This window comes from Pseudoalteromonas sp. S3431 (assembly GCF_000690035.1).
In the GTDB taxonomy this organism is placed as follows: domain Bacteria; phylum Pseudomonadota; class Gammaproteobacteria; order Enterobacterales; family Alteromonadaceae; genus Pseudoalteromonas; species Pseudoalteromonas fuliginea.
In genome coordinates this window covers 24,421-50,291 of sequence record NZ_JJNY01000040.1, presented here as the reverse complement: position 1 = coordinate 50,291, position 25,871 = coordinate 24,421, and the positions used below count along the sequence as shown (strand labels likewise).

General features: G+C 37.8%; 19 protein-coding genes and 1 tRNA gene. 16 read left to right on the top strand and 4 right to left on the bottom strand.

The annotated features are described in order from the left end of the window. The first annotated feature begins 2 nt into the window (after positions 1-2). The 6 genes from rplT to DO88_RS09925 all read left to right on the top strand — a co-directional run bounded on the left by rplT (position 3) and on the right by DO88_RS09925 (position 7,269). Positions 3-362 carry a 50S ribosomal protein L20 gene (rplT, locus tag DO88_RS09900; RefSeq protein WP_002960711.1) on the top strand — a complete coding sequence of 120 codons (360 nt, stop codon included), beginning with the start codon at positions 3-5 and terminating at the stop codon, positions 360-362. A 568-nt stretch (positions 363-930) separates the two neighbouring features. Next, positions 931-2,751 (top strand): M14 family metallopeptidase, encoded by a 1,821-nt coding sequence (locus DO88_RS09905; RefSeq protein ID WP_033039265.1) that lies wholly within the window; start codon positions 931-933, stop codon positions 2,749-2,751. A gap of 207 nt (positions 2,752-2,958) precedes the next feature. Continuing rightward, positions 2,959-3,417 (top strand): Lrp/AsnC family transcriptional regulator, encoded by a 459-nt coding sequence (locus tag DO88_RS09910; RefSeq protein WP_007375323.1) that lies wholly within the window; start codon positions 2,959-2,961, stop codon positions 3,415-3,417. Between the two features lie 128 nt (positions 3,418-3,545). Beyond that, on the top strand, positions 3,546-5,102 hold the full coding sequence (locus tag DO88_RS09915; protein ID WP_008133998.1) for a SulP family inorganic anion transporter: 1,557 nt from the start codon (positions 3,546-3,548) through the stop codon (positions 5,100-5,102). Between the two features lie 272 nt (positions 5,103-5,374). Then, complete coding sequence (locus DO88_RS09920; protein WP_033039263.1) at positions 5,375-6,448, top strand: sensor histidine kinase; 1,074 nt, start codon at positions 5,375-5,377, stop codon at positions 6,446-6,448. Continuing rightward, complete coding sequence (locus tag DO88_RS09925; protein ID WP_007379105.1) at positions 6,445-7,269, top strand: LytR/AlgR family response regulator transcription factor; 825 nt, start codon at positions 6,445-6,447, stop codon at positions 7,267-7,269. Before DO88_RS09920 ends, DO88_RS09925 begins: the two co-directional genes overlap by 4 nt. 64 nt (positions 7,270-7,333) lie before the next feature. Here DO88_RS09925 and pyk read toward each other — a convergent pair whose 3' ends face one another. After that, complete coding sequence (pyk, locus tag DO88_RS09930; protein WP_007378051.1) at positions 7,334-8,770, bottom strand: pyruvate kinase; 1,437 nt, start codon at positions 8,768-8,770, stop codon at positions 7,334-7,336. A gap of 373 nt (positions 8,771-9,143) precedes the next feature. On the opposite strand from pyk, the gene gndA reads away from it, so the two are divergent. Beyond that, positions 9,144-10,517: an NADP-dependent phosphogluconate dehydrogenase gene (gene gndA, locus DO88_RS09935; protein WP_007378052.1), complete on the top strand. Its 1,374-nt coding sequence runs from the start codon at positions 9,144-9,146 to the stop codon at positions 10,515-10,517. 67 nt (positions 10,518-10,584) lie between these two features. Here the strand turns inward: gndA and ansA are convergent, their stop codons facing one another. Then, positions 10,585-11,595: an asparaginase gene (gene ansA / locus DO88_RS09940; RefSeq protein WP_007378053.1), complete on the bottom strand. Its 1,011-nt coding sequence runs from the start codon at positions 11,593-11,595 to the stop codon at positions 10,585-10,587. Positions 11,596-11,677: 82 nt separating this feature from the next. Continuing rightward, the gene (gene sppA / locus DO88_RS09945) at positions 11,678-13,543 is read right to left on the bottom strand and encodes a signal peptide peptidase SppA (protein ID WP_033039260.1); all 1,866 of its coding nucleotides are present in this window, start codon (positions 13,541-13,543) and stop codon (positions 11,678-11,680) included. 290 nt (positions 13,544-13,833) lie between these two features. Here sppA and DO88_RS09950 point away from each other — a divergent pair, with 290 nt between their 5' ends. The 7 genes from DO88_RS09950 to DO88_RS09980 all read left to right on the top strand — a co-directional run bounded on the left by DO88_RS09950 (position 13,834) and on the right by DO88_RS09980 (position 19,157). Continuing rightward, a complete protein-coding gene (locus tag DO88_RS09950; RefSeq protein WP_033039371.1) occupies positions 13,834-15,795 on the top strand; it encodes an oxidoreductase in 1,962 nt (653 codons plus the stop codon). A 103-nt stretch (positions 15,796-15,898) separates the two neighbouring features. After that, positions 15,899-16,585, top strand: coding sequence for an HvfX family Cu-binding RiPP maturation protein (locus DO88_RS09955; RefSeq protein ID WP_033029392.1), 687 nt, complete (start codon positions 15,899-15,901; stop codon positions 16,583-16,585). A 131-nt stretch (positions 16,586-16,716) separates the two neighbouring features. Next, positions 16,717-17,265: an NAD(P)H nitroreductase gene (locus tag DO88_RS09960; RefSeq protein WP_007378057.1), complete on the top strand. Its 549-nt coding sequence runs from the start codon at positions 16,717-16,719 to the stop codon at positions 17,263-17,265. A 203-nt stretch (positions 17,266-17,468) separates the two neighbouring features. Continuing rightward, the gene (locus DO88_RS09965; protein WP_007378058.1) at positions 17,469-17,846 is read left to right on the top strand and encodes a hypothetical protein; all 378 of its coding nucleotides are present in this window, start codon (positions 17,469-17,471) and stop codon (positions 17,844-17,846) included. A 96-nt stretch (positions 17,847-17,942) separates the two neighbouring features. Continuing rightward, a tRNA-Ser gene (locus DO88_RS09970) sits at positions 17,943-18,033 on the top strand. 50 nt (positions 18,034-18,083) lie between these two features. After that, positions 18,084-18,467: a hypothetical protein gene (locus DO88_RS09975; protein ID WP_033039257.1), complete on the top strand. Its 384-nt coding sequence runs from the start codon at positions 18,084-18,086 to the stop codon at positions 18,465-18,467. A 69-nt stretch (positions 18,468-18,536) separates the two neighbouring features. Next, entirely contained in the window at positions 18,537-19,157 is a 621-nt protein-coding gene (locus tag DO88_RS09980) for an FKBP-type peptidyl-prolyl cis-trans isomerase (protein WP_033039254.1), read from the top strand. Positions 19,158-19,518: 361 nt separating this feature from the next. Here DO88_RS09980 and DO88_RS09985 read toward each other — a convergent pair whose 3' ends face one another. Further along, on the bottom strand, positions 19,519-21,900 hold the full coding sequence (locus DO88_RS09985; RefSeq protein WP_033039251.1) for a TonB-dependent receptor: 2,382 nt from the start codon (positions 21,898-21,900) through the stop codon (positions 19,519-19,521). Between the two features lie 469 nt (positions 21,901-22,369). On the opposite strand from DO88_RS09985, the gene DO88_RS09990 reads away from it, so the two are divergent. Together DO88_RS09990 and DO88_RS09995 are read left to right on the top strand one after the other, a co-directional pair. Beyond that, on the top strand, positions 22,370-24,661 hold the full coding sequence (locus tag DO88_RS09990) for a beta-galactosidase (protein ID WP_033039368.1): 2,292 nt from the start codon (positions 22,370-22,372) through the stop codon (positions 24,659-24,661). Then, positions 24,648-25,646 (top strand): SMP-30/gluconolactonase/LRE family protein, encoded by a 999-nt coding sequence (locus DO88_RS09995; protein WP_007378063.1) that lies wholly within the window; start codon positions 24,648-24,650, stop codon positions 25,644-25,646. The genes DO88_RS09990 and DO88_RS09995 overlap by 14 nt, the downstream gene beginning before the upstream one ends. Positions 25,647-25,871: the final 225 nt, after the last annotated feature.

The window sequence follows — 25,871 nt, the reverse complement described above, 5'->3', positions numbered from 1 at the left end:
AAATGGCAAGAGTTAAACGCGGCGTTGTCGCACGTGCACGTCACAAAAAAGTTTTAAAACAAGCAAAAGGTTACTACGGAGCACGTTCACGTGTTTACCGCGTAGCTTTCCAGGCTGTTACTAAAGCGGGTCAATACGCTTACCGTGACCGTCGTGCGAAGAAACGTACTTTCCGTCAATTATGGATTGCACGTATCAATGCTGCTTCACGTCAAAATGGTCTGTCTTACAGCCGTTTTATCAATGGTCTTAAAAAGACTTCTGTAGAAATCGATCGTAAGATCCTTGCAGATATCGCTGTTTACGACCAAGTTGCATTCGCAGCGCTTGTAGAAAAAGCAAAAGAAGGCCTAGCCGCTTAAGCTTTTTTGTATAAGTATTAAAGAGGAGCCTATGGCTCCTTTTTTTGTGCCTGCTATTTAGTAGTTTTATTTCAATTTCAATTACAAATACCTATCCGTAATAATATTTGCTCAAGTTGGGAGATTAAACCAACCTGCATAAATCTTTGAGTAATTTAACTAATTATACCAATCCGCAATAATACCTAATCAGTTTAAGGGATTAAATTTTACGTTAACTGCGTTAAAATATTTCTTATATAGAACAACTGTATAACGAAATTTTTGCCTAGCTCTAGCGTAATTTTCTTAATGTTATATAGACCCATATATGAGCAGATTGTTATTAAACCTAGCGTTAACGGCGCTAAAAATTCTGATTCAGTTCAACAATGAAGAAGAGTTTGAACCAGTTGTTTTTTTAAAACTTTATACCGATTGTTCGTTAGCGTAATAAAGCCTTAAATTTCAAACATAAGTGAGTCATATGCTATTGGCTGCTTTTTTTTGTTGAATCACCGCAGTTTCCTAATTATAAAAAATTTAGTTGATATAATTTATATAATTAAGGCGTTTGTTAGAGAATTTTATGTTTGCAAGTTTACTCGTTTTATCTGCAAGTGTGGCGTATGACGCACATTTACCTCCACTCATTGAGTGGCAGGGAAAAAGTGTAGAGCTTTTACAAAAACAGGGCCCATTAACAACCGATTTTGAGTTGTCTAACGGTGAGATATCGCCTAATTATGCAGATACTATGGCATTTGTTGATAGGCTCGTTGCAGCAAACCCTACTCAGTTTCAATCTCAAACTATTGGCTACAGTAACAGCAAACGTGCAATTAAGATGTTGATAGCGAGCGAGCAAGGTTTTTTTGAATCAGGACAAATGGCTAATAGCACTAAGCCGACTATTTTTATTCAAGCGGGAATACATTCTGGAGAGATAGACGGTAAAGATGCCATGTTTATGCTGCTCAGAGACATAGCCACGGGTAAGCGTCGTGACATTTTAAAAAAGGTAAACATATTATTTATTCCTATTTTAAATGTAGATGGACACGAACGTAGCAGTGCATTCAATCGTATCAATCAGCGAGGCCCTACAAAAATGGGCTTTAGAACAAATGCTAATAACCTTAATTTAAATCGTGATTTTACTAAATTAGATACCCCAGAAGTTAGAAGCGTTTTAAAGGTTATTAACGACTACAACCCAAATTTATACATTGATGTACACGTAACCGATGGCGCAGATTACCAGTACGATGTGACTTATGGTTACAATCCAGTATTTTCGAGCGAATCGCCTGCGGTATCTGATGCTTTAAATCAATTTTTTAAACCCCTAATAGATGAGACGCTAGCTAAACAAGGACATACGCCAGGGCCACTTGTTTTTGTTATGGATAAGCGAGATTTTAAAAAAGGGTTAGCGGGGTGGGTTGCTACGCCGCGTTTTTCAAATGGTTGGGGTGATTTAAAGTCATTACCGACTATTTTAGTAGAAAATCATTCATTAAAGCCATACAAACAACGTGTTTTAGGAACTTATGTATTTTTAGATGGTGCTATTAATGCACTATCTAAACATGGTCATGAGTTAGCTAATGCAGTTAAAAAAGAACAAGAATTTGTTCCTAAACAGTTAATAGTCAAGCGTGGCTATGCCAAGCAGGCTGATACGATTGCACAATTTAAAGGTATTGAATATTCATCAAGCATGAATGCGCTCTCGGGCCAAAATGAAGTTAAGTATTTAGGTAAAGCACATACATATACTGACTTACCTATTTATTGGCAAAAAGATGTACAGCATACAGTTGAAGTACCCAAAGCGTTCTTTATTCCGCCTGTATACATTGATATTATAGAAAAGTTGAAACTACACGGTGTCTCTATTAATAAGCTGGAAGGTGAAAATACACAGCCTTTAAAAGTAGCAAAGGTGGCAGACTATACGTTTGACAAAGCGCCATTTGAAGGTCGTTTTAGAGTATCAGCGAGTTTTGATTATATCCCTGCAATTAATGTTGATTTAGATGGTTGGTACCAAGTAACAACTCAACAAAAAGCAGGTGAGCTTGCAGTGCATTTATTACATCCTGAAGCGCCAGACTCATTTTTTGCTTGGGGGGAATTTAATACAATTTTTCAGCGAACAGAATACATGGAAAATTATGCGCTCATCCCATATGCTCGTCAAATGCTAAAAGATAATCCGAAACTTGCACTCGCGTTTGATAAAAAAATCAATGACGATAAGACGTTTGCTCAAGATGCGGACGCGCGTTTGAATTGGCTATATGAGCAAAGTCCGTTTTACGACCAAGCTTATTTAAAATATCCGATACTCATGTCGTTTGAAGAGAAGGTTGCTATACCGGATCAAAAGAATAAAGAAATATAATACGCCCTAGGGCGTGCAATACACAAATACTTGTAGGGCATAATAGGTGTGTTATGAAAATACTAGCTCATTTATAATTGGCTAGTATGGTTGACTTTTTACTTTGATGATTGAAATAACATATAAGTATAAAAGATAAAAATAAGCAGACTGTTTTTTAAAATAGCTGTATAATTTAACCAGTTTATTTGATAAATAAGAAATAAAATGTCTCTAAATCACGTAGATCGCCAAATTTTGGCACTTTTACAACAAGATGCCAGTTTATCAACAGCTGAAATTGCTGATAAAGTCGGCTTGTCACAATCACCTTGCTGGCGACGCATCGCTAAACTTGAGCAAGATGGATACATAAAAAGCAAAGTAGCTCTTTTAGATGAGAAAAAACTAGGCTTTGATATGCTTGTATATGCACATGTGCGGTTATCAAATCATGGTAAGAAAAACCTTGCTGAGTTTGAAAAGCTGATTATGAGCTACGACCAAGTGACTGAGTGTTACACTATGGCTGGAACAATGGACTTCATGCTACGTATTATTTCACAAGGCATTGAAGGCTATGAGCACTTTGTCCGTGATAATTTATTAAGCTTAGAATACGTACAAGAAGTACATTCTAATGTAACAATGACATGTGTAAAACGTAGTACTTCTCTTCCTTTATAAAAGCACTTTCTTTTTAAAGCTAAACTGCTTTAGTTTAGCTTAACCACACAATGACAATTGTTAACTGAGCGCTGATTTGATAGAATTTAGCGCTTTTTTTATACCCATTATACCATTTGAGGAACTCAATGTTTAACTTACTCAGTAGGGCGCCAAGCTCTGCTAAAAACGATATACTGTCTGGATTGACTGTGGCGTTAGCCTTAGTTCCAGAAGCTGTTGCGTTTGCCTTTGTAGCAAATGTAGAACCTTTAGTTGGTCTATATGCCGCGTTTATCGTTGGTTTAATTACGGCAATATTTGGTGGCCGTCCTGGTATGATTTCAGGTGCAACCGGTGCCTTAGCTGTTGTTATGGTAAGTTTAGTACTTGATCATGGTGTAGAGTACCTATTTGCTACCGTACTCCTAATGGGGATATTGCAAATACTAGCGGGGATATTTAAGCTCGGAAAGTTTATCCGTATGGTGCCTCATCCGGTAATGCTGGGTTTTGTAAATGGTTTAGCAATTGTTATATTTTTAGCCCAGCTAGGGCAATTTAAAGTGCCTGACGGTATGGGCGGGCAAGAGTGGATGACAGGCAGTCCATTGTTTATCATGCTGGGATTAGTGGCATTAACAATGGCAATAATTCACTTTTTACCAAAACTGACTACAGCGGTTCCTTCGTCATTAGTTGCCATAGTAACAGTGACAGGATTAGTGATTGGTTTTGATTTAGAAGCGCATACCGTGCTTGATTTCTTAAAAGGAATGACGGGCGACGAAGCGGCAACAATAGCCGGCGGTTTACCAGAATTTCATATTCCTATGGTGCCTTTTAACTTTGAAACACTGCAAATTATTTTTCCGTATGCACTTATTTTAGCTGCTATTGGTTTAATTGAATCGTTATTAACGCTTAGTTTAATTGACGAAATAACAGAAACACGCGGCCACAGCAACAAAGAATGTATAGGTCAAGGCGCTGCAAATATTACCTGTGGTATGTTTGGTGCAATGGGGGGCTGTGCAATGATTGGCCAGTCTATGATAAATATAAATTCAGGTGGGCGCTCTCGTTTATCAGGGATAAGTGCTGCGCTTATGTTACTTGGTTTTATTATTTTTGCCTCAAGCCTAATTGAAATGATCCCATTAGCTGCACTTGTTGGTGTAATGTTTATGGTTGTACTGGGTACATTTGAATGGGCAAGCTTTAAAATGATGAAGCGTGTACCATTATCGGATGCGTTTGTAATTGTGCTTGTATCAGGTGTCACGGTTATTACCGATTTAGCAATTGCGGTGTGTGTAGGTGTTATCGTCTCAGCACTTGTATTTGCTTGGCAACATGCTAAACAAATATATACAACTAACTACATTGATGAAGAAGGCGCTAAAGTCTACGAGCTACATGGTCCGTTATTCTTTGGTTCGGTTAAAAACTTTTCTGAGTTGTTTGACGTAAAAAATGATCCTAAAAATGTGATTGTTGAATTTAAACATAGCCGAGTATCGGATCACAGTGCAATAGAAGCAATTGATACGCTTGCTGAAAAATATACAAAAGCCGGTAAACAACTTCACTTGCGTCACTTAAGTAAAGACTGTACTCAGTTATTACATAAAGCTCGCGATTTGGTTGAAGTGAATGTGATTGAAGATCCAACTTATAAAGTTGCTTCAGACAAGCTTGCATAGTTACTTATTCAATAAATAGCATTAAAAAAGCGAAAGGTTACGGCCTTTCGCTTTTTTATTATCAGCGGTGCTGAACTTTGCGTTAAGGCTCTTAAAAACTAAGACAGTTGGCAGTGCTAAACATTCTTATAAATCGATATAATGTGTAAATATAATTATTATTAAAAGTTAATTTTACGCTGTTTTTTATTATCAAAATAAGAAAATATCAGGCCAAGCGAAAAGTTGATTTTATATAATTAGGCTTTAACACTGTGGAGTAAAAGTAAATTTTGAACTGGCAATCGTTAGTTGATAACCGACAACGCTTTTTTTGGCTTTTGCAAATTGCAGGCTGGATTGGTTATGCACTGGTAAATTACATCGGCTCTAAAGTATTTGAAATGCGTGATATTTACGTGTTTGTTATTTTACTCAATGCTTATGCCGGCTGTTTAATGACAGTGCCACTTCGTTATATCTATCGCACAATATGGAACGCCTCCCCTTGGGTGCTTATATTGGTGGTATTTGGTGCCTCTTACATAACCGGTACTTTGTGGGCGGTGATTCAAAAGTTCAATCTATGGGAAATTTACCGACACGGATATAGACCTGAAGAGTGGTTTTATTACTTACAACAGGGTTTAGATTCAGTTTATATTATACTGTGTTGGAGTGGTTTATACTTTGGCGTTAAGTATTATCAATTGCTACAAGGTGAACGGCAAAAGGCGTTAAAAGCGACAACCATGGCACATGAAGCGCAATTGAAAATGCTAAGATATCAACTAAATCCTCATTTTTTGTTTAACACACTTAACGCAATTTCTACATTGATTTTGGTGAAAGAAAATAAAGATGCTAATTTAATGGTCTCTAAACTTAGTGACTTTTTGCGTTATACATTGAATACTGATCCGATTAAAAAAGTTCCGTTAGAGCAAGAGCTTCATGCGCTTATGTTATACCTTGAAATTGAACGTGTGCGATTTGACGAACGATTAAAAGTAAACGTTGAAGTAAGCGAAGAAGCTAAGCAAGCATTATTACCGAGCTTAATTTTGCAACCTATTATAGAAAATTCAATTAAGTACGCTATTGCACACTTAACAGAAGGTGGTGTGATTGATATTAAAGCGCAAGTGTTTGCTAATGAGTTACTGTTAGAGGTTGGCGATAATGGTCCTGGAACAGAAATAAAAGATGGTCAACTCGTCAATGCCCAAGGGGTTGGTGTCGCAAACACAAAAGATAGATTAAAAACGCTCTACGAAAATAATTATTCGTTTGTATTATCACATAATACGCCAAGTGGATTAAAAGTTAATCTGCGAGTACCGTTTGAGAAGGCTGTGAAGAAATGATAAAAATAAAAACACTTATTGTTGATGACGAACCATTAGCACGTAAAGGTTTAGATGTAAGGCTTGCAGAATTTACAGACATTGAAGTAATTAAATTATGTAGCTCTGGTGCTGATGCAATTGAAACATGTAAAAACGAAAAAATAGATTTGGTATTTTTAGATATTCAAATGCCAGGCATGAATGGGTTTGAAGTCGCACGAGCACTTAGCGAAAGTACGAAAGTATTACCTGCGATTGTGTTTGTAACTGCATTTGACCAATTTGCAGTGAAAGCGTTTGAGATTCATGCATTAGATTACATTTTAAAACCCGTTGACGATAACAGACTAAAACAGGCGGTAGAGAAAGTGCATACCTATTTAAAAACGCAGCAAGACAACGCCCATAAGAAAAAACTAGCGAGTTTTGTAGCCGGTATTACAGGTAATAATTGCGAAGAAATACTTAAGAAGTTAGCCACTGGCGATACATTGACAGACAGACGCTACCCAGAGTCGTTAGCCGTAAAAGAGCAGGGGGAAATTATTCGCGTTCCGGCAGCAACAATCCAATGGGTAGATGCAGCTGGCGATTATATGTGCCTACATTGCCAAGATGGACAAACACATATTTTACGTAAAACAATGAAAGAGCTAGAGCAAGAGCTAGATCCTCATTTGTTTGTCCGCGTTCACCGAAGTGCCATTGTTAACACAAAACAAATTAGTAAATTGGTTACACAAGTTAGTGGTGAGTACTTGTTGGTGCTTGAAAATGGACAAGAACTAAAAGTAAGCAGAAGCTACCGAGATAAAGTAAAAGCGGCATTAGCAAGTTAAAGCCAACGTTTTTATTACAGGCACAAAAAATGCGAGCTAAGCTCGCATTTTTTATATTTAGTAATTATACAACAGTTACGATTTTCATTGTGTTAGTTGCGCCCACGGTTTCCATTGAGTCACCGTGAGTAATGATCACTGTATCGCCAGATTCTAAAGAGCCTTGAGCAACTAAAGTATCAAGTGCTGCTTTTACCATACCGTCTTTTTCAGTTTTTGTAGAATCAAAAAATACTGGGTAAACACCACGATAAAGTGCCGTTTGACCTAACGTACTTGCATGACGTGAAAGCGAGTAGATTGGTAAACCAGAGCTAATACGCGACATCAGTTTAGCCGTACTGCCAGATTCAGTTAGTGTGATGATTGCTTTAACAGAATCTAAATGGTTTGCTGCATACATAGCAGAAAGGGCAATTGATTCAGCATTATTAGAAAAGCGACTATCTAAACGATGTTTAGAAACGTGTGTTTCTTTTTGAGATTCAGCACCTAAACAAACACGTGCCATTGTAGCAACTGTTTCTTCAGGGTAATCACCAGCCGCTGTTTCAGCAGAAAGCATTACAGCATCTGTTCCATCAAGAACAGCATTTGCAACATCCATAACTTCTGCACGAGTGGGCATCGGGTTATCGATCATCGATTCCATCATTTGCGTTGCTGTTACTACAGTACGGTTTAATGAACGAGCACGACGAATAATTAGTTTTTGCTTGCCCATTAGTGCAGCATCACCAATTTCAACACCCAAATCACCACGAGCAACCATTACAGCGTCAGACGCTAAGATAATGTCATCAACCGCTTCTTGTGTTTCAACGGCTTCAGCACGTTCAATTTTTGCAAGTAGTTGTGCTTTTGAACCAGCAGCTTCAGCAAGTGAGCGTACGTAGCGCATATCATCGCCACTACGAGGGAATGAAACTGCAATATAATCTACGTCAATTTCAGCTGCCGTGATTAAATCTTCTTTGTCTTTTTCAGTAAATGCTGGAGCAGTTAAGCCACCACCTAAACGGTTAATACCTTTATTGTTAGATAAAACACCGCCAACAGTTACAGTACAATGTACTAAGTGCCCAGCTACTTCATCAACACTTAGTTGGATAAGGCCGTCATTTAGTAGGAGTAAGTCGTTAGGGCTAACATCGTTAGGTAATTCTTTATAATCAATACCTACAGAGTTAACATCGCCTTCGCCTTTTTCCATTTTTGCATCAAGAGTGAACTTTGCACCCACAGCAAGCGTTACTTTACCTTCTTTAAAAGTAGAAACGCGGATTTTAGGGCCTTGAAGGTCAGCAAGGATGGCAATATGCTTGCCTAATTTTTTTGCAATATCGCGTACAGCTTGCGCACGGTCTTTATGATCTTGTGCAATACCATGTGAGAAGTTTAAACGTACAACGTTGGCGCCGGCGCGAATAATTTTTTCTAAATTGTTATCTCTATCGGTAGCAGGCCCAAGGGTAGCGACTATTTTTGTGCGTCTTAGCATCAAATTCTCCTGTGTGCTTAAGATGTAAGCGGGTTAACGGTTGTTTTGTTATTTAAAATACAAATACAAAAAGGTAAAAATATTTTTAGTTATGGACAATGTTTGTATTATTGCCACTATTTTATACAAAACTATTGTGTCATCATTATGACACCGGTGTCAGAATGCGTCAATGTTCTTAAATTTTAAATAGCATTGCTTTTTGTCACCCTGAGAGCACTGATGTTTGATATAATCGCGTAGCTTATTTATCTATATTAAAAAAGCATGTTGTATTAGTTATGTGATTAGTCTTTTATGACTGTATCAGTATAATGCACACGGTATTATTTACATTCACTAACCAAATAGTTGTTACCGAGGAGGACACTAAATGCAAGTTGCATTAGTCGGGTTAGGCGTTATGGGGAAAAATCTTGCTTTAAACTTGATTGAAAAAGGGATTACGCTAGTCGCTTATGACAAAAATCCGCATGCGGGTGAAGAGTTATTAAGTTGTGCTAAATCGCAAGGTATGGCCGATAGACTGCATATTGTTTCTGATTTAAGAGACATGGTAAAGCGTTTAGAAGTACCTCGTTCAATCTTACTGCTTGTTCCTGCTGGTGAGCTAGTTGATACAGTTTGTAATGAACTGGTGGATGCGGGCGTTGATTGCAATGACATGATTGTTGATTGTGGTAACAGTAATTATAAAGACGGTATAACGCGTAAACTTAAGTACCAAAATAAATTTGAATTTGCCACTATGGGTATTTCTGGTGGTGCAGAAGGCGCTCGTCATGGCCCTGCAATGATGGCAAGTGGTTCTGAGGGTGGTTGGGAACGTATTGAACCTTGGTTTGAAAAAGTAGCTGCAAGCTATAATGGCGACTCATGCTTTGCGCGTGTAGGCCAGTCTGCGAGTGGTCATTTTGTAAAAATGGTTCACAACGGTATTGAATATGCACTGATGCAATTAATCGCTGAAGTGTACCAATTGCTTCGTTTAGGCACAGGCCGTTCACCCAAAGAAGTGGCTGCTATTTTTGATGATTGGTCAAAAGGTCAATTAAATAGTTACCTGCTTTCGATTTCTAGCCATATCTTATCCCTTGAAAATCAAAAAAATGTTCCGCTTGCGGACTTAATTGATAATAAAGTTGGCGCCAAAGGGACCGGTCTCTGGACTGCGCAAAATGCACTCGAACTTGGTATTGCTGTCCCTTCACTTGTTGCTGCTGTGCAAGCTCGCCATTTAACCAATGCATGCGATACAACTGCCGCACAAGAGATGACATATGCAACTAAATCAACCAACAACGTTGATATTGATTTAGAAGAGCTAAAAGATGCATTTACGCTTGCAAGCTTATTGGCTTATCGCCAAGGTTTAGCGCTTATAAAGGGTGCATCGCGTACACATCAATGGAAAGTTGATTTATCTAAAACATTACAAACTTGGCGCGCAGGTTGTATTATTCGCGCCGATTATTTAGATAGCGTAGCGCAAGGCGTTGAATTTATTGATTCTCTTGATAAAGAAGCTGCGGCACTTCGTAAGGTAACAGGCCAAGCAATTATGTCTGGCTTAGCGTTTCCAGTGCTTAGCTCATCGCAAACTTATTTAGCGACGTTAACTACACCAAGTAATGGGCATTTAGTACAAGCCCAGCGTGATTACTTTGGTGAACACGGTATTAAAACCCACAGTGGTGAAATGTGCCATTTAACAGATTTAGTAGAGATAGACGCTAAAGTTAGATAATAAGCAATTGTTTAAAAGTTTAAAGGCACGCTTATTAGCGTGCCTTTTTGTTTTTAGTTGTGCGTTATTATCTGCTTAATTCACCACGTAAATTGTCTTGCATTAAATGGCGAATAGTCTCAATTTCAAGCTTTTGACTAAATAAGTAATGCAACTTAGTTAAACAGGCTTCTAACGTCATATCATATCCACTAATAACACCAATATTTAATAATGCGTTACCTGTTGCATACCCCCCCATGTTTACATGACCTTTTAAACATTGGGTTAAATTAACGATGACCATTCCGCGCTTACTTGCTTCACTTAGCACCGATAAAAATTCTGGATCTTGAGGTGCATTACCCACTCCAAAACTAAGTAAGACCAAGGCTTTAATATTGTCGTTTACTAAGCTTTTAACTACGTCTCGGCTAATACCTGGGTATAAATATAGCACCCCGATAGGTTGAGGCGTTATAGGCGTTACTTGCAGCTCGTTTTCAACGTAAGGGCTAAGCTGACCTTTAATAAGTTGAATACTAATACCAGATAGCGCTAAAGGTTCAAGGTTAGGCGATGCAAATGCATTAAAACCGTCAGCATGGGCTTTTGTTGCTCTATTTCCTCTAAATAGCTGGTTATTGAAAAACAAGCTTACTTCAGCAATCGGATAGTTTGCGGCTAAATACATTGCGTTAAGCAAGTTGACTTGTCCGTCTGAGCGCAATTGTGAAAGCGGAATTTGCGAGCCGGTTACAATCACAGGCTTAGTCAGATTTTCAAACATGAACGAAAGTGCAGAGGCGGTGTACGCCATTGTGTCAGTGCCGTGCAGAACAACAAAACCATCGTATTGTTGATACTTACTTTTAATATCATCAGCAATAAGTTGCCAATGAGCAGGCGACATATCAGACGAATCAATAAGAGGACAGTATTCGTGAATATCAAATAAAGGCATTTCATCACGATTAAATTCAGCGTTGTTGACCACTGTCTCAGTTAAAAAGCCTTCGGCCGGAATGTAACCACGGCTCGATTTTTTCATCCCTATAGTACCGCCAGTGTAAGCGATATAAATGCGTTTGCGTTTCATAAAAAAAGCCCAGTAAAAAAACTGGGCTTAGTATAACGTTAAGCAGCTTCAAATACAGCTGATTAGACGAAGCGATGCACTTTTATTGTGCAACGTCACACACTAGACAGCGTGCATATACACCTTGTGGATCGTTGTAATCTTTAAGGTTTTCAACTTCAGTACTTAATTGGTTAATAACGCTTTGCAAGTTAGCTTGCGTAGCGAGCACTGATGTTTTTTGTGATTGTAGGCCTAACATTGATTTAATCGACGCATTTCCAAAGATATCTTGCATCATTTTTTCTTGCGGGCTTAAATCATGCGTCATTGTTTTAACTTCGTAGTGATTTAGTTTTGCAAGAGCAGCTGCAGCATCAATTGCATCTTGTTTATTACCAAGCTTATCTACCAAGCCTAACTCTAGAGCTTGCGAAGCAATCCATACGCGCCCTTGTGCTATTTTATCAACTTGCTCTGGGGTCATATTACGTGCTTCGGCCACAACATTTAAAAAGCGACCGTATGCTTCTTCAACACTCATTTGAATTATTTGACCCATTTTTTCGTTTAGTGGGCGAGTGATAGAAAAACCTGCCATTTCAGTTGTTGCAACACCATCTGAATAAACACCAATTTTAGACAAGGTTTTTTCAAATGTCATAAACGTACCAAACACACCAATAGAACCTGTTATTGTACTCGGCGCTGCCCAAATTTCGTTTGCTGCAGAGGCAATCCAATAACCGCCCGATGCTGCTACAGAACTCATTGAAGCAATAACCGGTTTACCCGCTGCCTTTAGTGCGAGCACTTCAGCACGAATAACTTCAGAGGCGAACATGCTACCACCACCAGAGTCGATACGAAGTACAACTGCTTTAACTTTATCATCAAGGCGTGCTTTACGAAGAAGGGCTGCAGTAGAGTCGCCACCAATTTCGCCAGCTTTACGTTCACCGTCAACAATTGTGCCCTTTGCAACAACAACGGCTACTTTTTCAGTTAGTGGATTATCAAATGCAATAGGTGGTTTAACTAAGCTTAAGTATTCACGAAATGATACTTGCTTAAATGTTTTACCATCTTCTTGTGTGCCAACTAAGTCGATAAGTTGTTGGCGGATCTGTTGACTTGTTTTTAACGAATCAACCCATTGATGATCTAGTGCATATTTACCAGCGTCACCATTTGCGGCTTGCATTTTTGCTAAATACACATCCATTGTTTCGTCAAAGTTTGATTCATCAAAAGGGCGTACTGCAGCAACATCTTGTTTGTATTCGCTCCAAAGAGCGCCTAACCAAACACGGTTAGCTTCTTTCGCTGCATCAGACATGTCATTACGGATAAAAGGTTCTACTGCCGACTTGAAAGTACCAACACGGAAAATATGCTGCGTTACTTCAAGTTTTTCAAGTGCATCTTTGAAGTAAAGTGGGTACATGCCATACCCCTCAATTGCAACGCTACCGTAAGGGTGCATAGCAATTTCATCAGCATGCGATGCTATATAGTATTGCGCTTGCGTGTAGTAATAGCCTGATGCTATAACTTTTTTACCTGTTTCTTTAAAGCGGTCAATGGCACTTGAAATTTGCTTAAGCTTATTCAAATGTGCTTTAGGCATTTCTTGTAAATCAAGAAGTAACACAGTAATGCGTTCATCTTTAGCCGCTTCATTAATTACTTCAACGATATCATCTAGTAAAATTTCACTTGGTACTTCTGAACCTGATGTCACATCGCTGATAGCTGCTTCAATTGGATCAATGTATGTTTTTTCTTCTACGATAGGACCATTAAGATTTAATCTTAGGACAGAACCATCTTCAATAATTATCTTATCGTCATCGCTTGATATACCCGCAATAAAAACAATTACAAGTAATAAAAACAAAATGTTAAGTACTAATCGACGAGAAAAGTTAATCCCAGCCCAAATACCTTTAAATATTTTTGCTATCAAAATAGCTCCTTAATTTGGTACAGCTAATACGTTTATTCCATCTTATCCTAGAATAAAAAAAAATTTAACTGCTAAATCGTAACGAAGTGTTTATGAATGTGTTTAAGTGCCCATAAATACAGTATTTTTGAAGTATTTAATAATTTTTTTGCATCAAATTAATGCGCATTAAAAATTAGTTAATTATGTTAAGAGGTTCACAATTAAATGCAGTCAAATATTGCTTATTACTTGCCATTGAAGCAGAATTAGCTAATGTGTACAGGTTAGACCAGTTAACGGGGCAGAGGATGTTAGAACAACAACTACAATTAAAACACACACAATTACGTAACCGCTTAGTGATGGGCTCAATGCATACGGGCTTAGAAGAAGGCTGGCATAACCGAAAACGCCTACGTGCTTTTTATGAAGCACGTGCCAAGGGCGGTACCGCAATGTTAATTACGGGCGGGTACAGCCCTAATTTACGCGGTAAATTGACACCTATTTCTTCCTCATTTAATAGTTATTATGACGTATTTAAGCATCGCGCATATACAGATGCTGTGCATAAACATGGCGGGAAAATTTGCCTGCAACTATTACATGCTGGACGCTATGCATATCATCCATTCAATCAAGCGCCAAGTGCCATACAAGCACCTATTAATCCTTATAAACCTAAAGCTATGTCATTAGGGTCTATTAAAAAAACAATTAAAGACTTTGCGCACTCTGCCTATATGGCTGAAAAAGCAGGGTACGATGGCGTAGAAGTGATGGGTTCTGAGGGTTATTTAATTAATGAATTTATGGCGCCTCATACTAATAAACGCGAAGATGAGTTTGGTGGTAACCTAGAAAACAGAATGCGACTTGCGCTTGAAATAGTTAAAGCAGTGAGAGCAAAAGTATCTGAAAAGTTTTTAATCATTTTTAGATTATCAGTAATAGATTTAATCCCAAATGGCTCAACACCCGATGAAGTGACAATTCAAGCTATTGAACTTGAAAAAGCGGGCGTTGATATTTTTAATACAGGCATTGGCTGGCACGAAGCGCGTGTACCGACTATTGCGAGTATGGTGCCACCTGGTGCATTTAAAGAAGCTTCAAAACGCTTAAAAGATGTAGTTAGTGTCCCAGTAATTGCTGTTAACCGAATTAATACACCTGAAATTGCTAATGATATTTTAACTGCCGGGGAAGCAGACTTAATTTCAATGGCTCGTCCGTTATTGGCTGACCCTGAATTTTTTAATAAGTATGTAAATAAGCAATCTAAGCAAATCAATATCTGTATTGGGTGTAATCAAGGTTGTTTAGATCACGTGTTTAAGAATAAACGTGCTACCTGTTTAGTTAATCCACAAGCTGCATTTGAGCTAGATTACCCATTAGAGCAAGCGACTAAAGCTAAAAATGTATTGGTAGTGGGGGCCGGTCCTGCTGGTTTATCGGCAAGTTGCTATTTAGCGCAAAAAGGCCATCACGTCACGTTAATTGATCAAAAAGAGCAGATGGGTGGCCAATTTAATTTAGCTATGCAAATACCCGGTAAAGAAGACTTTAACCACACTTTAAATTATTACACTAATGAGTTAGCACGTTTAAATGTGAGTGTTGAATTGGGTAAAGCTTATAATGACAGTATGCTTGAAAGCTATGATGATATTGTTTTCGCTACAGGTGTAAGACCACGTGAAGCAACGATTAAGTGTAATGATGGTAAACGTGTTTTTGCCTACGACGAAGTTATTCGTGGCGAAGTAGAGCTGGGTAAATCAATTGCAATTTTAGGCGCAGGTGGCATAGGTTTTGATATGGTCGCATTTTTAAGTGAGCACAAATCACAAACTATTAGCGATTTTAAAACGCAATGGGGCATTGAATGTGAGCCACAACCACATAAAGATGAACGCCAATTATACATGTTAAAGCGAAGTGCAGGGCGCTTTGGTAGTGAGTTAGGCAAAACAACAGGCTGGATACATCGCCAAGTCGCAAAACAACATGGTGTTAAGCAAATTGCTGATTGCCAATATAACAGTTTTGATAAAAATGGTTTATCCATAACTGTTGCAGGTGAGACACAAACCTTACCAGTTGATACTGTTATTGCCTGTATCGGGCAGGTATCAAATAATGAAGTGCTCAAAAATCAACTTGATAATGCTAAAGTACATGTCATAGGCGGTGCTAAACTCGCTTCAGCAATTGACGCTAAGCGCGCGATATTTGAAGCATTGCAAATTGCCCGCAGTATTTAACGAACATAATGCTATATTTGTGCAGTGAAATACTTTTTGTTTTAGTGCGGTCTTGGTTGTTTATAGTCTATAACTAAATAAACAATGAACGAACAGGACACACATGAAAAATAAAATAATTGGTATTTACGATACAATTTTGGGTAAATTATCATTTTTAGATGGTTTACCCGCTTTACTATTTCGTTTGATTTTAGCGCCAGTAATGATTATTGCAGGTTACAATAAACTTGCGATAAGCGGTGAAACCGAAAGTTTTTTTGATAACTTTTTAGCCTCTCCCGACGTTGTTCAATGGTTTGGCAATAGTGAATGGGGATTAGGATTACCTTTTCCCGATTTACTTGCTTTTTTAGCGGGGTGGAGTGAGTTCTTAGGCGGCTGGTTTTTACTGCTTGGTTTGCTCACTCGCTTAGTTAGCATTCCGCTGATGTTCACGATGGTTGTAGCGGCAACATCAGTGCATTGGCATAATGGTTGGTTTGCAATAGCACCTACAAACCCTGATACCAGTGCAGCACAAGTACTTGATTGGCTATCTGTTCCAGGTGCCAAAGAAAGCCTCGATAACTCTTTAGAAGTACAAAACCGAATCGGGATAATTCGTGGATTAGTCGAAGAACATGGTTCTTCCGATTACTTATACGAAAAAGGTAAACCATCGATTTTAAACAATGGCATTGAGTTTTCAGCAATCTACTTTGCTATGCTATTTAGCTTATTTTTTATGGGCGGCGGACGTTTTGTCAGTATTGATTATTGGCTAAAGCGAGTTGCTCTAAAAGAATAACGACTTAACATGTATTACTAACGGCTACTTAAATTATTATTTATGTAGCCGTTTTGCGTTTTAGACTTTCAATATTTATTTTTTCAGCATTAAAATGCTACCCTAACGTTTTTAATTTTAAGGAAATAGCTGTGAACGCAATCGAGCTTCTACTTACCCGTCAATCTGATCCAAAATTAACTGATCCCGCGCCAAATGAGGAGCAACTTGCAATTATTCAGCAAGCAGCATTACGTGTTCCTGATCATGGTTGTATAGCCCCTTGGCAGTTTATTATTGCCCAGGGTGATGCGCGCCATAAATTAGGCGAAATTTATCATCAAAGTGCAGTGACAGAGCTACAAGAAGAAAAAGTAATTAATCGTGCTAAAGAGCTTCCATTTCGTGCACCTATGATTATTATTGCGATTGCAAAATACCAAGAACACCCAAAAGTCCCTCGAATAGAGCAAATACAAAGTGCAGGATGCAGTGTATTGGCAATGCAACAAGCCGCATTTGCACAAGGTTTAGGTGGCGTTTGGCGTACGGGGTATTTTGCACAAAGTCAGGCTGTTAAAAAGGCACTTAATTTGCAAGAACACGATGAAATAGTGGGCTATTTATATATAGGTACGCCGACTGTAGATTGCAAAAAATCGGCTCGCCATAAACCTGAAAATTATTTTAGTTATTTGTAAAATAGTATGAACTTTTCCTAATTCTAATAGTCTTAAATCATTAATGTTGTATATTGCTTAGAGAAAAAATTAATGGTTCGGCTGTGAGAAGTGCTTGGAAGCATAAAGTATAATAATTCTTCTTCAGTTTGTTTTTTAATCGGTTGTTTTTTGATAATGTATGGAAAGTCTTAATAAAAATAACGATAAAGAAGACGAAAACGATGGGTAATTTATTTTTACGTGAAAAAGAAAACTGGTTAGCATGGTCAATCTGGGGTGTTTTGGGAGCTCTTGTCACACTCTATGTTGCTATGAGTACTAATATAGCGCATTTTGCGGCAGGTTCGGCTATTGGTGTATTAGTAATATTAACTTGGTGGATGCAACAATCTAAACGATTTGATTTTGGTCGGGCATTTAAAATATGTTGCTATGTATTAATGTTAAGTCTACTACCCACCCTTATCCTTGTTGTGATACCCAGTGGTGATTTAAATCAATTTGATATGATTTTTCAAAGCATAACGCTATTTGCACTGAGTTTGTTAGCATGTTTGATTTGTTCGTTTATTGCACGAAGACCAAAGCAGTATTACTAACAAGTAGATTATTAATAAATATATTTAATTTTTTACTCACTAGAGTGTATTAGTTCTTTACAAGCAATGCATTTCACTCTATTATCCGCGCCGTACGGAGAGATGGCAGAGTGGTCGAATGCACCGGTCTTGAAAACCGGCATGGGTTTATAGCCCATCTAGGGTTCAAATCCCTATCTCTCCACCATTATTTAAAAAACCGCCTTATTGGCGGTTTTTTGCTATGTGGAACTAAAAATGACAAAACAAATTCAATCAATCCCACAATTACTAATTAAACATACTTTACTATGGACGGTATTTGGTTACTGCTATCAAAGTGCTATTAGCTTATTAGTAAAAATGGCTATAGACGCTCAACCAGAATACCCATTAATTACCGCTTTAATTTATGGTGTTGGTTTTAATGTTTTAGCTGCCCATCTTATTACTAAATACGATAAGCATTGGCCAGTTATTGGCTCTGTTTTTATCGGTTGTATAGGGCTGCTTGTCGTGCCATTTTTACTGCTTGGCGAATCAGAATTACTAACAATGCCTCTACTTGTTGGAATTTTATTCAGTTTGCCGCTTTGCAGTTATATTGTTGGCCTAATTAAGCTAAAACTCAGCAAAAACTAGCCCCAAACGCGGTTTATTTTGTGATAGCATAGTCGCGTCTTTTAACTAACAAAACGTGAAAAACACATTATGTCAGATAATTTTACTACAGATGCTGAAAAAGCAAGTTACGGTATTGGCTTACAAATGGGTGAGCAACTTAAGTCTAATCCTTTTGAAGGCTTAAACCTAAATTCAGTATTTGAAGGCATGAAAGATGCGTACGCTGGTAGCGCATTTCAAGTTGAGATCCCTGAGATCCAAGCTGCATTTGAAAAAATCAACGAAGAGATTCAAGCTCGTCGTGAAGAAGAGTCTAAAGTACTTTCTGCAGAAGGTATTTCATTCTTAGAAGAAAACGCAAAACGTCCTGAAATCACAGTAACTGAGTCTGGTCTTCAATACGAAGTACTAGCAACTGGCGAAGGCGAAAAGCCAACAGCTGAGTCTACAGTACGTGTTGATTACCACGGTACACTTATTAACGGTACTGTGTTTGATAGCTCATACGAGCGCGGTGAACCAGCTGAATTTCCAGTTGGTGGCGTGATCAAAGGCTGGACTGAAGCATTACAAATGATGCCTGTAGGTACTAAATGGCGTATCTACGTTCCTCATGAGCTTGCTTATGGTGAACGTGGCGCAGGTGCTGCAATCGCACCTTTCTCAATGCTTGTATTTGACGTTGAACTACACGAAATCATTTCTTAATTTAAATAAATTTTAAAATTAAGAGTTTAAAAAGCCGTATTCGATCTGAATACGGCTTTTTTGTATCTGTAATCTAAGCTTTTATACCAATTCGATTAATTAAGTGGTCTATTTTGCGCTAAGAAAATTGTGTCCATAACAAGGCAAAAATTTCTTTAATTAATTGTTATCACTAATTGCTCCTGCATTGCTCTACCTCCTACATCCATGCAGTCGTATATCAGAATTTTTAACACAGTTAGAGTAAGATTTAATCCCTTAAATTGATTAACTATTATTACGGATATGTATTCTAACAATAAAAAAACCGCATTAATAAAATGCGGTTTATAAATATATAAGCTAAAACGATTTTTGATTATTAAAAATAACCACGAACACCAAAGCGAAAGTTTCTGCCTGGAAGTGGGGCGGTATCTTTAATAAAAGAGGTATGCACAAAGCCTAACTCGTCAGTAATATTATCTACATTTAGATAAAGTTGTGCATCTATTGCGCCGAATCCTAATTGGTAGTTAGCCTGTGCATCGAATAATGTATAACCATCTGTTTTAGTTTCAAAGGCCGTTATATCACTTTGATCAAAGTAATGCGTGCCAGTAAGTGTCAACTGTAAATCACCTAAAGTGTATTGCAGTTCAGAACCTAACTTATTAGCTGGAATACGCGGTAAATTACCTTCATCGTCTTTTAATTTAGCGCGAGTCGAGTCGCCAAATACTTTTACCATAGCGCTTGGTGTTATTTGGTAATGTGCATCAAACTCAATTCCATAAAGCTCAGCGTCTTTACTTGTGAACTGATAAACGGCAACGGCATCGTCATGGGCACCAATAGCTGATTCTAAACCATCCTCTTCGTCAAATACTAATCCTGTATTTTCTTGAAAGTAAAAGTTTTTAATATCGTTATAGAAAAAGTTAACGGTATAACCAAAATCGCCACTAAAACGTCTAAAACTTAAATCTAAGTTTGTTGAGGTTTCTTGTTTAATATTTTCTGGTTCGAAATGTGCTTCATTACCTTCAATGTTATACCCAAGACCTAGCTCATACGTACCAGTGGCAATGTGTAAGCCATTGGATAATAATTCAGCAGAGAGTGGTGCACGTTCTGAATGAGAAATACTCGTCGCAATACTATGGCCTGGTTTATATTGCCAAATAGCGCCAGCAGATACACTTACATTAGTAAAACTTTTGCTGTAACCGATTGTTTCTTCATCGTTATGGTCATCTTCAACTTCGTCGTGATCATGGCCGTGTTCAACTTCTGAAATTTGGCTTTTTATTTTATAATCTTCAACACGTGCGCCCAGCTCTACTGTCACATCACCAAATTCACGTTCTTCTAATAAATACACAGCGTTAGTTGTTGTTACGCTCGCTGGTGTAAATGCTTCTTCACCAATAGCATCGTAATCAGAATCACTGTAATGATAACCAACCATACCGTGCCAATCAGCAAATTTATGCTCTACATTTAAACGTGCTTCTGTCGTTTTATTTGTAAAGGTTGTACCAATTGCACCGTCTTCAATTTCGCTATGCGAATAATCAGTGTAGCCAACACGTAATTTGATTGTTTCAATCCAGTTATTATGCAGTGCGTAACTTACAAGTCCTTGCCAGCGGTCTTGCTCTAAATGAGCATAAACTGGGTCTTCAGCCGTTTCATCTTCATGCTCAGCATGCTCTTCTTCAGTTTCGTCTTCGTGATCATGTTCGTGATGATGTTCATGCCCCGGAATACCGTAATCAGTTTCTATATTGCCATATGAAAAACCAACCGTTAAGTGCTCCCCAACATAGCTAGTACCAAAGTTAACTGTTTCACTATCGATAAAGGTATTTTCTACTGAGTTTTCAATTTCTACATCGCCATCTTCATCAGAGATAGTAAAAGTAGGTGTTTGATAATCATCACCTGTACGTTTTGTACCATCAAAATGAAAATTAAAATTGTTATAACCGCTTTCTAATTTTGCAGCATATGTATTAGCGTTTGATACAGTGTCGTGACTGTATTCTGCCGCGCCCGTTAGTTCATCAATGTTACTAGTAGGAATGCGGTTATCTACTACATTTACTACACCACCAATCGCACCCGAGCCATAAAGTAGGGTACTTGGGCCGCGTAATACTTCTATCTGCTCTGCGGCTAAACTATCGCTTGATGTTGCGTGGTCTGGACCAATACGCGACGCATCACTGCTATCTAAACCATTTTGCATGATTTTAACGCGAGGGCCACCTAAGCCACGAATAATAGGGCTTGAAGAAACAGGGCCAAAGTAGCTGGCGTTAACACCTGGCAAACCCTTTAGCGTTTCACCAAGTGTAGGTTTAGATTTATTTCTAAGCTCATCACCAGATAAAACACTCACTGGAGAAATCATTTCTAGACTATTTTTATGAAGCGCTGAGGCATACACAACAACAGTTTCTACCGAGGTTGGTTTAAGAGAAACGGTTACATTGTTAGATAAACCTGTAACATCTATTCGAGAATCAATGTAATTATTTTTACTTATATGCAGTTGGCTTGCTGTATCAACTTCGATAGAGAATTCGCCAAGCTCATTACTTTTTACGCCTTGTGTCTTACCATGTATATGAATAGTCGCATTTTGAATTGGTTGATTTTTATTATCTGTTACTTTGCCATTAATTGTGGCAGCCAGTACTGAATGAGAACATAAAACAGAAAAAATAGCGGAGGAGATTAATGTTAGCTTTGTCATGGATATATTGGTTCGCGGTTATTATGTTGTGATATAATATAACACCGAGAAATAAACGAATCAACAATGTTATACCATAACTTTTATTTTTGCGTTAAATAGGCTAAAAACACCGATAAACAGTTTTATGAACAATCAAGTATCTATAAATGTAGTCAGTACATTTAATTAATTCGCCTAAAATTATTTATATTTAAATCATATAAACTAATTCATTTCAACAATAAAAAAATAAATAAGATATTGTTTATTAAGCACTTAAAAAGTGATTTTCGAACTTTTTATAATCAGAGTGTATCTTTAGATTTACCATTATTGTTAACAGTTAATTGTTTTTGTTTCAGTGTTGTGTAATTATCCTACCTAGTTTTAAATGCTTTTAGCTTTGCTACTTTAAAGCTCGCTATTAAACCAACACAATAATAGGCACAACATGAATCACATACCTAAAGACGTAAGATTGACACTAATGCTTTGCTGTTTAATAGGACTTGCAGGGTGTAATAATGGAAAAATATCAGAAAAAAAACCGAACAATACAGTCGTTGATTTTAAGAAACAGCTTGTTATTTTTGATTTCGAAAAAAACAATTACAGCGATAATATAAATACCATTAATGCTTCTACTAAACTTGTTGAGCAAAGTGGCAATCATAAATTACAAGTAAATCTATACTCTAAATCACACACCGAAAGCGATTTTGAGTTCGTTAATCCACAAGGTTGGGATTGGCAAGCTATTGGTAACTTTGCCCTTGCGATTGATATTCAAAATCCTAATAGCGCATCCACCCATATTTATGTGAAAACTACCGATAAGTCAGGCAAGTCACAAACACGCAGTGTCGTTGTACCCGGGCACTCAGAAAACACTTATTACATCGAGCTTAAAGGCGCTAACCTTAATATAAACTCAGGCATTCGCTCAAATCCACCCAGTTGGCATAGCGGTTATACACCTATTATTTATAGGGGTGGGCAAAAAAATATAGATGTAAGCAGCATTGTAAAGGTGTCGCTTGGTGTAAAGGGCTTACTTGAAGATAAACGTTTTTTAATTGATAACTTACGCTTGATAAAACCAACTAATTTTGATGTAAATTACCTCAAAGGGTTGGTGGATGAATTTGGACAGAATGCAAAGTTAAACTTTATTAACAAGGTTACGTCAACTGAGCAGCTATTAGTTATCTCACAAAAGGAACAAGCTCAGCTGCAAGCACAACCACTGCAAGGGCGCTCTAAGTTTAGCGGCTGGAAAAATGGCCCGCAATTAAAGGCTACAGGGTATTTTAGAACCGAAAAATACAAAGGTAAATGGAGTTTAGTCGACCCAGAAGGTTATCTGTATTTTTCGACCGGTATCGATAACGTCCGCATGGCAAACACCTCAACGATTACAGGCTACGATTTTGATCAAAGTTATATTAAACAACGCGAAGCTGGCGACTTAACACCCGAAGACTCACTTGGATTAAACCCAGCGCCTGTAGCTGCTTGGCCAACACGTTATCAAAGCTCAAAGCTCAGAGCTGAGATGTTTAACTGGCTACCAAAACAGGACGATCCCCTTGCCGATAATTATGGCTACAGACGCGAAGTACACAGTGGAGCAGTTAAAAAAGGCGAAACGTTTAGCTTTTATCGCGCGAACTTAGAGCGAAAGTATCAGACACATAACAACAATGAATTAATGAAACAATGGCAAAAAACAACCGTTAATCGTATGTTGTCGTGGGGTTTTACATCGTTTGGTAACTGGATAGAAGAGCAGTATTACCATACTAAAAAATTACCTTATTTTGCTAATGCATGGATCATTGGTAACTTTAAAACAGTAAGCAGCGGTAACGATTATTGGAGTCCACTACCAGATCCATTCGATCCTTTATTTGTTGAGCGCGCCGATGTAACACTTGCAAAAGTAGCTCAGCAAGTCAAAAACAGTCCATGGTGTGTTGGAGTGTTTATTGATAACGAAAAAAGCTGGGGCATGATGAATTCAGATACCACACGTTACGGCATTGCCATTAATACACTTAAAAATAATGCCAAAAATAGTCCAACTAAAGCTGAATTTGTACTTTTAATGAAAAATAAATACAGCAAAATAAGTAAATTAAATAAAGCATGGAATACAACACTCTCATCGTGGGATGAGTTTGCAGAGGGAGTGACTTTAACCCAGTTTAACGATCACGTTAATATCGATTTATCAGCGATGTTGTTCCATTATGCTAATCAGTATTTTGCAGTGGTGGATGAAGCAATTACCAAACACTTACCAAATCAGTTAAATATGGGAGCGCGTTTTGCCGATTGGGGAATGACTCCTGAAATTAGAGCCGCCAGTGCAGCTCACGTTGATGTAATGAGTTACAATTATTATCGAGAAGGCTTAAACCAAGAGTTTTGGGAGTTTTTGTCGGATATAGATATGCCAAGTATTATTGGCGAGTTTCATAATGGAGCTCTTGATTCGGGTCTGCTAAACCCTGGACTAATACATACTCAATCGCAGCAAGAGCGCGGATCAAAATACCAAAATTATATGAATAGCGTAATTGATAACCCTTATTTTGTCGGCGCGCATTGGTTTCAATATATAGACTCACCTTTAACAGGGCGTGCATACGATGGCGAAAACTACAATGTGGGTTTCGTAAATGTGGCTGATATTCCTTACGAACCACTCGTTAATGCAGCTAAAAATGTGAATAAATCTTTATATGAGCGCAGGTACCGCAATGATAAAAATTAAACACATTATTAACGTTCTAACTGCTTTGTATTTAAGTGCTTTTGGTTTAACGGGGATAGCATTAGCCGAACCAACCGAAAAACCATTGTATGAGCAGGGGCCGTATCAAATATTTAATGAACAAGCGCTTGAGGTACTCAACTTAAAGATGCCATTGCAAATACTTGCCTCTGGGTATGAATGGCTAGAGGGACCCGTGTGGGTAAATCAAGGGGGGTATTTGTTATATTCTGATATACCTAATCATCAAGTATATAAATACACGCCAGGTAAAGGTGTTAGCCTATATCTAGCGCAAAGCGGCTACTCAAATGGCTTATTGGTTAATGCACAAAACGAGCTTGTTCTTTTGCAATCTCGCTCTCGTGTTGTATCTAAAATGAAAGCGCCTTTAAGCGCCCCAAAATCTGATTACTTACCTATAGTAAGTCACTTTAATGGTCAAAAGTTTAATAGTCCAAATGATGGTGCATTTAATAACAAAGGCACACTTTATTTTAGTGATCCACCTTATGGACTTCCTAAGCAGCTAAATGACGAAAATAAAGAGTTAAGTTTTCAAGGTGTGTATTCGGTTAAAGATACAGGAGAAATAACGTTATTAGACGACGAATTAATTTATCCTAATGGTGTTGCGTTGTCGAATGATAACAAAATTTTGTATGTAGCTGCATCGAATGAAAATAAACCCGCTTGGTACCAGTATTATTTAAATAGCAATGGAGGTGTTACTAGCAAATCACTGTTTTATCAGCTGCCACCAATTGCAAAGCACGGCAAAGGATTACCTGATGGTTTAAAAGTACATAAAAGCGGGATTATCTTTGCTACAGGACCCAATGGTTTATGGCTATTTAATAAAAAGGCTGAACTATTAGCTAAAATTACCACGCCAAATATGAGTGCTAATTTGGCATTTAATACTCAACAGAACCGTGTTTATATAACCGCGCATACACAGTTATTAGCGCTTGATTTAAAGTGAAAATAAATCATAAACCTTTGAATTATAGTGTTAATTGTTAGTGTTTGTTGGGTTGTTTATATGGGGCAACAAGGTGATACTTTTATATCTGTTAAACAGATCCGGCTCAAGTAAATATACCTTCAGTAAACTGCAAATTTATTTTTGACATTTTGCAGTTTAAAACAATTACCTTTAAAAAGTCTCACAAGTTAATTTCATTTTATTAATGACATGACCTTTACA

Coding starts and splice junctions, on each gene's coding strand:
- rplT (WP_002960711.1), top strand. CDS start 3: ATGGCAAGAGTTAAACGCGGCGTTGTCGCACGTGCACGTCACAAAAAA.
- DO88_RS09905 (WP_033039265.1), top strand. CDS start 931: ATGTTTGCAAGTTTACTCGTTTTATCTGCAAGTGTGGCGTATGACGCA.
- DO88_RS09910 (WP_007375323.1), top strand. CDS start 2,959: ATGTCTCTAAATCACGTAGATCGCCAAATTTTGGCACTTTTACAACAA.
- DO88_RS09915 (WP_008133998.1), top strand. CDS start 3,546: ATGTTTAACTTACTCAGTAGGGCGCCAAGCTCTGCTAAAAACGATATA.
- DO88_RS09925 (WP_007379105.1), top strand. CDS start 6,445: ATGATAAAAATAAAAACACTTATTGTTGATGACGAACCATTAGCACGT.
- pyk (WP_007378051.1), bottom strand. CDS start 8,770: ATGCTAAGACGCACAAAAATAGTCGCTACCCTTGGGCCTGCTACCGAT.
- gndA (WP_007378052.1), top strand. CDS start 9,144: ATGCAAGTTGCATTAGTCGGGTTAGGCGTTATGGGGAAAAATCTTGCT.
- ansA (WP_007378053.1), bottom strand. CDS start 11,595: ATGAAACGCAAACGCATTTATATCGCTTACACTGGCGGTACTATAGGG.
- DO88_RS09950 (WP_033039371.1), top strand. CDS start 13,834: ATGTTAGAACAACAACTACAATTAAAACACACACAATTACGTAACCGC.
- DO88_RS09955 (WP_033029392.1), top strand. CDS start 15,899: ATGAAAAATAAAATAATTGGTATTTACGATACAATTTTGGGTAAATTA.
- DO88_RS09965 (WP_007378058.1), top strand. CDS start 17,469: ATGGGTAATTTATTTTTACGTGAAAAAGAAAACTGGTTAGCATGGTCA.
- DO88_RS09975 (WP_033039257.1), top strand. CDS start 18,084: ATGACAAAACAAATTCAATCAATCCCACAATTACTAATTAAACATACT.
- DO88_RS09980 (WP_033039254.1), top strand. CDS start 18,537: ATGTCAGATAATTTTACTACAGATGCTGAAAAAGCAAGTTACGGTATT.
- DO88_RS09985 (WP_033039251.1), bottom strand. CDS start 21,900: ATGACAAAGCTAACATTAATCTCCTCCGCTATTTTTTCTGTTTTATGT.
- DO88_RS09990 (WP_033039368.1), top strand. CDS start 22,370: ATGCTTTGCTGTTTAATAGGACTTGCAGGGTGTAATAATGGAAAAATA.
- DO88_RS09995 (WP_007378063.1), top strand. CDS start 24,648: ATGATAAAAATTAAACACATTATTAACGTTCTAACTGCTTTGTATTTA.